6 protein-coding genes and 1 rRNA gene are annotated in these 6305 nt (G+C 47.7%); all 7 read right to left on the reverse strand.

What is annotated here, in order from left to right; genetic code table 11:
• Positions 1 to 19 precede the first annotated feature (19 nt).
• The 7 genes from ST42_RS04550 to rrf all read right to left on the reverse strand — a co-directional run bounded on the left by ST42_RS04550 (position 20) and on the right by rrf (position 6301).
• Positions 20 to 1078 (reverse strand): glycerate kinase family protein, encoded by a 1059-nt coding sequence (locus tag ST42_RS04550; protein WP_044072542.1) that lies wholly within the window; start codon positions 1076 to 1078, stop codon positions 20 to 22.
• Positions 1075 to 2754: a DNA recombination protein RmuC gene (rmuC, locus tag ST42_RS04555; protein ID WP_231556909.1), complete on the reverse strand. Its 1680-nt coding sequence runs from the start codon at positions 2752 to 2754 to the stop codon at positions 1075 to 1077. Before rmuC ends, ST42_RS04550 begins: the two co-directional genes overlap by 4 nt.
• A 254-nt stretch (positions 2755 to 3008) precedes the next feature.
• Positions 3009 to 3719: a UMP kinase gene (gene pyrH, locus ST42_RS04560; protein WP_044065244.1), complete on the reverse strand. Its 711-nt coding sequence runs from the start codon at positions 3717 to 3719 to the stop codon at positions 3009 to 3011.
• Between the two features lie 21 nt (positions 3720 to 3740).
• Positions 3741 to 4562: a biotin--[acetyl-CoA-carboxylase] ligase gene (locus tag ST42_RS04565; RefSeq protein WP_052486445.1), complete on the reverse strand. Its 822-nt coding sequence runs from the start codon at positions 4560 to 4562 to the stop codon at positions 3741 to 3743.
• 105 nt (positions 4563 to 4667) lie between these two features.
• Positions 4668 to 5042, reverse strand: a complete 375-nt coding sequence (locus ST42_RS04570; RefSeq protein WP_042517346.1) for a YraN family protein — start codon at positions 5040 to 5042, stop codon at positions 4668 to 4670.
• A gap of 110 nt (positions 5043 to 5152) precedes the next feature.
• Complete coding sequence (gene xpt / locus ST42_RS04575; protein WP_022317138.1) at positions 5153 to 5719, reverse strand: xanthine phosphoribosyltransferase; 567 nt, start codon at positions 5717 to 5719, stop codon at positions 5153 to 5155.
• A gap of 469 nt (positions 5720 to 6188) precedes the next feature.
• Positions 6189 to 6301: ribosomal RNA gene (gene rrf / locus ST42_RS04580) — 5S ribosomal RNA — on the reverse strand.
• Between the last annotated feature and the right edge of the window lie 4 nt (positions 6302 to 6305).

Genomic DNA, 6305 nt, shown 5'->3' on the forward strand with positions numbered 1-6305 from the left:
CGACAACGGAAATTAAGTTTTAAATAAGAGAAGCGGCAAAGTGACGGAGGTTGCTGAATGCCACTTCTTTTTTTATTGCCTCTTCCAACGGCATGCCTTCCGGTGTTATGCTTTTCACAAAGGAGAAACCTGCGGAAAGAAGAACTTCCTTGTCTTCCACCACGCCGGCAACGAGTCCGACGGGTACACCCGACTCTTTTCCACACTTCAGCACCCGCTCAGGCAGCTTGCCCATCAAGGTCTGGCGGTCGGCACTTCCTTCACCTGTTATTATCAAATCAGCATCTTTTATCTTTTCATTGAAGTCCGTGAGGTCCAAGAGCAGGTCGGCACCCGACTTCATCTCTGCTCCGAGATATTGCATAAAGGCATAGCCCAACCCTCCGGCAGCTCCGGCTCCCGGTTCGTTTGACTTGTCGAAACCGAAATGCAAAGCTGATTTCTCGGCAAAGAGACGGGCACGGCGGTCGAGCTGTTCCACCATCTCTGGCGTTGCTCCCTTCTGCGGAGCATAAACATAGGCTGCACCGTTCTCACCGCAAAGAGGATTGGTTACATCGGAAGCGAGAGTGAACCTACATTCGCCAAGTTCCGTATTCATCGCCTCATCGAAATTCTTGCCACGGGCAAAGATATCCACGAGCGCACGAATCATTCCTATTCCTGCATCGCTCGTCCCCGTGCCGCCCAGTCCGATAATGAAATTGCGGCAGCCCCGCTTTATGGCTCTCGACAGCAACTCCCCCACTCCATACGTGGTGGCACGCATCGGATTGCGCTCATCCTCCTTTACGAGATTCAGTCCACATGCCTGTGCCACCTCTATTATCGCCGTGCCGTCTGGCGCAATGCCATATTGGGCATCCACCCGACGCATCATCTGGTCGTGGATATACACCGGCTCCAATGTTCCGCCGAGGGCTGCGGTAAAGGCATGGAGCATCCCGTCGCCTCCGTCTGACATCGGCAGACAGACTGTCTCTATTCCCTCACGACAGAGGGTTTCTGCCAATGCCGTCTCCACTTCGACCGACGACAGGCATCCCTTGAATGAATCTATGGCAAGAATATATTTCATGAGTCCGCCTCCTCGTTGCCAGTCGGTGTATGTGGGTTATTGTCTGTTTCATTGTCTGCCGCTGCCACATCGGCATCACCAGTCTGATGATGGGCGAGCAATGGAGCGTCGTCAGACTCTATGTATATAGACTCGTCCATTTCGGCGAGTGTCTTCTTGCGCTGGTTTTCCTTAGCTCCTGCCTTGAGCAGCTTCCGCGCTGCCGTTATGATGCTCGGACCGCTGTCGGCGGTGGTGATCTTCAGTTTGGTCATCTTCTTTATAGTGTCGTTCATGCTCGTCTCCACATCCATGAAGCGCACTCCGAAATCCTGCACACGGTCTATCACCTGATTAGCGGCGTCGATCATCACCTGCTGGTTCTTGAGCTGTCTCACCTGTGTCCACATCATCTCCAGCACACGTAGGTTCATATACATGGTCTGCGGACCGAGAATCATCACGCCCTCGTCGTATGCCTCGCGCCATAGGGTGTCATCATTGAGCAGAGCAAGGTTGAGAGCACCTTCTATCGGCACGTACATGATGGCGAAATTGAGCTTGTTGTATCCGTCGGGCAGGAATTTGGTGTATTCCTTACGGGCAAGTCGGCGCACTTGAGCCCTAACACTCGCAATATGTGCCTTGAGATATTCCGACTTTTCCGGTGTGCCGTCGGCGGCATTCATATAGCGCTCGTAGTCGGTGAGCGACATCTTTGAGTCTACCACGACGTGACGGTTGTTTGGGAAATGCAGGATGAAGTCGGGCACCAGTCCCTTTCCGTCGTCGCCTCTGGCTGATCGTCCAGCCTTGTCGCGGAGCGTTTCCTGGGTATCAAACTGTTCGCCTTCCTTGAGTTCCAGGTCTTCGAGAAGCTGCTTGAGTTTCAGCTCGCCGAAATTTCCCTGCACCTTCACCTCACCGGTGAGCGCACGGGTAAGCCTGTCGGCGGTCTCGCCCAGGGCGGCACTCTTCTGCATGTTTATCTTTATCGTTTCGTCAAGACGCGTGAGGGCTTCGTTCTGCTGGAGCTTAGACTTGTTGAAGGCTTCCTGCATGTCTTTCAGACTCTGCTGCAGAGGGTCGATGATTTTCGACACCTGCTCTTTGTTCCTCTCGCCGAGTTCGTCTTGTCTACGCTTCAGCACCTCTTCGGAGGTGGTCTGCATCTGTTCCTTTATCAGCTTCAGCTGACTGTCCACCTGCTCACGGTTCATTGTCTTCAGGGCCTCAATCTGTTTCTCGGCGCTCTCCTTGGTCTGGGCGAGCTGTGTGTTGAAGTTATCCCTAAGCTCGGCAACCTGCCGGTCATATGAAATTCTCAGTTCTGCAATCTGCTTTTCATACGAAGTCTTATGGTCGGCAAGGAGCACATCATGCTGCTCTTTCTGCCTACGGAGCCGGTTCTCGAAATCTTCTTTCTGCATGGCGATGGTCTGCACGGCGTTGTCGGCCTTGGCTTTCTGCACATCCCTTTGAGAGGTGAGTCCGCGAATCTCATCGGTCATACGGGCTACGGTACTGTCTTTCTCTTTCAGCCTGGCTTCAAGGGATGCAATCTGTTCACGCATATTGTCAAGAAGTTGGGAATTGTCTGGCGAATTGGCGTTCTTGCCTTTACTTCCCAAATAGTAGCCGATGAAAAGCACGACTACAGACGCCACTATTGCTATTATCAAATATGTCTCCATCATTATTTGTCGTTTACATGAATATGAATCTAATTCGGCAGTCAGATGGGGGATTGCCGTTTATCCCAAATGCCTGTTAGATTGTTTTATACAATATTATATAAGACGGTCGAATGACCGTTTTAGGGATTAAGCCCGATTGACAATTAGAATCTCCGGGATTTCTGACTAAAGCCAAAGCAGCTGTGTCATGCCATCATCATGGACAAATAGCAAGACACAGCTACTATCACAGTTTGATCTTATGACATTCTGTATCAGTTGTGCACGAGTGTACCGATCTGCTCTCCGTCCATCACTTTCTTCAGGTTGCCCACGATGTCCATGTTGAACACATATATCGGCAGGTTGTTCTCCTTGCACATTGTTGTAGCAGTAAGGTCCATGACCTTCAGACCGCGAGTGTAGATCTCGTCGTAGGTAATCTCGCTGAACTTGGTAGCTGTAGAATCTTTCTCCGGGTCAGCGGTATAGATACCGTCTACTCTTGTCCCCTTGAGCATCACGTCGGCCTCAATCTCTATTCCACGGAGTGAAGAACCGGTATCGGTGGTGAAATACGGACTTCCCGTTCCTGCTGAGAAAATACATACGTATCCTGCCTCCATTGCCTCGATAGCCTTCCACTTGTTGTAGAACTCGCCGATAGGCTCCATACGGATAGCTGTGAGCACCTTGGTCTTCACACCTACAGCTCCGAGGGCGGAACTGAGGGCGAGGGAATTGATGACAGTGGCACACATTCCCATCTGGTCGCCTTTCACACGGTCGAAGCCCTTCCCGGCACCGCTGAGTCCACGGAAGATGTTTCCGCCGCCGATGACGATTCCTATCTGCACTCCCATCTCATGCACTTCCTTTATCTGGCGCGCATAGTCGTTGAGACGTTCCACGTCGATACCATAATTCTGCTTGCCCATAAGACTCTCGCCGCTGAGCTTCAAAAGGATTCTATTATACTTTGCCATGTTATGTTTGATTTTTATATTCTATCTTTGTTTCAATTTGAATTTCACTTCCTTGAACTCGTATTCAGAAAGCTTCCCGTCGTCTCTGCGCAACATGATATGCCCGTTCTGACCAACATCCTCAATACGAGCATAAAACTCGCCGTCGCCATCTATATATCCATAGGAACCGTAACGACGGTAGAGAACACCCATATACTCTTCCTTCAATTTTGCATACTCGCCCGCATTGACAATGGCGAGATAATGCTCAAACTTGGCGAGCACTGCCTCGAAGACTTTCTTCAACGGCACCGTGCGGCGCATTATCTGTGACAGAGAAACGGGATTTGGAGCATCGCTGACGAATTCTCGCTGATTCACATTGATGCCGCTGCCGATGATGCAGCTCTTCACTCCACTACTGTTTATCTCACATTCTGAAAGCGTGCCGCTGATCTTAAGATCGTCCCAATATATGTCATTGGGCCATTTGATGGTGAAACCGCGACAGTCAGTTCCGCTTGCCACCGACCTGCCGAACATAAAGTCGTAGTCTTCCAACATCGACCAGCTCCTCACGCTCTTCACTTCCGCATCCAAAGCGGAACGGATGGCGAGAGCCATTGCTTCGAGCATGACATACTGACTGTTGGCTGGCAGATTCTCAGGATGTACCTTTACGCTGAACGTAAGGTTCTTGCCATCCTCGCTCTCCCATTTATTATCACCGTGTCCACGACCGGCAGTCTGGTTTCTGCTAACGACTACTGTCATCAGCTCACCCTCCTCACCGTCATAGTCATGAAGATAACGGTTTGTAGAGTCTACGGAATCAAGTTCTATAACCTTTATTCTTTCCAATATTAATCCTCAAATATTATTAGTTCTATGTTGTTCTTGAAATAGCATTCCACACGCTGTTACAGAATCGTTCAATATAGTTCTTGAAAGAGCTGTAATACCGCATTATCTGAAATAATATGGCAAGAAAGCACTTTCAATATGATCTATACTGCATTTGCCATCTGCTCCCTTTGCCACAATCGAGATGATATCAAATCTGATCTGCAGGTCGATACCATTCATCTTTACGTAATGATTGGCTGCAAGAGTGATGTTCTTTATCTTCTTCCAGTCGACAGACTGCTCCGGCCGCATGAAGGTGTCGTTTCTCCTTGTCTTCACTTCCACAAATACAAGCGTGTCATCAGAAATTGCAATGATGTCAATATCCTTATGCCCATATCTCCAATCTCTCTCCAATATGGCATATCCCTTCTCAGAAAGATAATGTACAGCGAGATCTTCTCCCCATTTACCGAAATCATTATGCTGTGCCATATGCGGATTTTGAAATATTAGAAGTAATAATTGTCAGAATTACCTGTCCAGAGAAATATTGAACTTAGAAGAACATCTTAAACAGTCGTTGAAGACAAGTGCAGAAAAAATTATTTCAGCAATATCTTACAGTCATCAAGACTCTCCACAGTAGCCAGAGCCTCATATCGGATATTGTGTTCGCGAAGGAAATCTCCGCCATGCTGGAAAGCCTTCTCGATTATGAATCCCATCGCCTCGATTGTTGCTCCTGACATCTTGCATAGGTCTATCACACCATTTGCAGCATTGCCATTGGCAAGGAAGTCGTCGATGAAGAGCACATGGTCATCAGGAGTCAAAAAGGAATTGCTGATGCAGACGGTATAATCTCTATCTTTGGTGAAAGAATGGACTACAGTTGAAAGCATATTATCCATAGTCTTAGGCTGTTTCTTTTTGATGAAAACCACAGGCAACTGCTTCAAATATCCGACAAGGATGGCCGGAGCGATACCACTTGCCTCAATGGTAACGATCTTGTTGATATTCAATCCATCAAAGAGACGAACAAACTCCTTAGCCACATCCATCATGAGATTAGGGTCCATCTGATGGTTGATAAAACTGTCAACTTTCAAAATTCCTCCAGGATAGCATTTGCCATCCTGCATAATCCTTTCCTTTAAGATATCCATGTGTTTTTAATATTTTCCACAAAGGTAAATAATTATATGAAAAAAGGAAAATAATGAAGAAAGAAAATAGATTATAGTCTTAGAGATTTATTCATTCTGGATAAATTCTAAAGAAAAGTAGACATACTGAAGTATCAAAAACAATATAATGAGATAAGTATGTGACATGGATGCCAAACCAACAAAAGAAATACTCGCCGAAGTAAAGAATATGAAAAACTCCTCAAAACCACTTTTTCCCCAAAACCGTCAACCATCTGGTCCCAGATTCGGAAGTGTCTATAATTCAGTCACTTCCGTCTGTTTCTGCATGCAAAAACCATCTGGTAATTGTCCGGACAATTCAATTATCGCCTGATGAAAACAGACATAAAGCTGCATGAGGACCAAGAAAGCCTCTGATGCGTACAGACGCAAAAAAAATCCCCCGGAGGATTGCTCTTCCGGAGGATTCAAGTCTTAAAGTGAAAAAAGGCGGTTACCTACTCTCCCACATTGCATTGCAGTACCATCGGCGCAAGCGGGCTTAACTTCTCTGTTCGGAATGGGAAGAGGTGGAACCCCGCCGCTGTCGCCACCTGATATG

The sequence above is a fragment of the Prevotella pectinovora genome (genome assembly GCF_000834015.1).
Taxonomy (GTDB): domain Bacteria; phylum Bacteroidota; class Bacteroidia; order Bacteroidales; family Bacteroidaceae; genus Prevotella; species Prevotella pectinovora.

Excerpts from the sequence above, each read along its gene's own strand:
- rmuC (WP_231556909.1), bottom strand. The coding sequence starts at position 2,754 with ATGATGGAGACATATTTGATAATAGCAATAGTGGCGTCTGTAGTCGTG.
- xpt (WP_022317138.1), bottom strand. The coding sequence starts at position 5,719 with ATGGATATCTTAAAGGAAAGGATTATGCAGGATGGCAAATGCTATCCT.
- pyrH (WP_044065244.1), bottom strand. The coding sequence starts at position 3,719 with ATGGCAAAGTATAATAGAATCCTTTTGAAGCTCAGCGGCGAGAGTCTT.
- ST42_RS04550 (WP_044072542.1), bottom strand. The coding sequence starts at position 1,078 with ATGAAATATATTCTTGCCATAGATTCATTCAAGGGATGCCTGTCGTCG.
- ST42_RS04570 (WP_042517346.1), bottom strand. The coding sequence starts at position 5,042 with ATGGCACAGCATAATGATTTCGGTAAATGGGGAGAAGATCTCGCTGTA.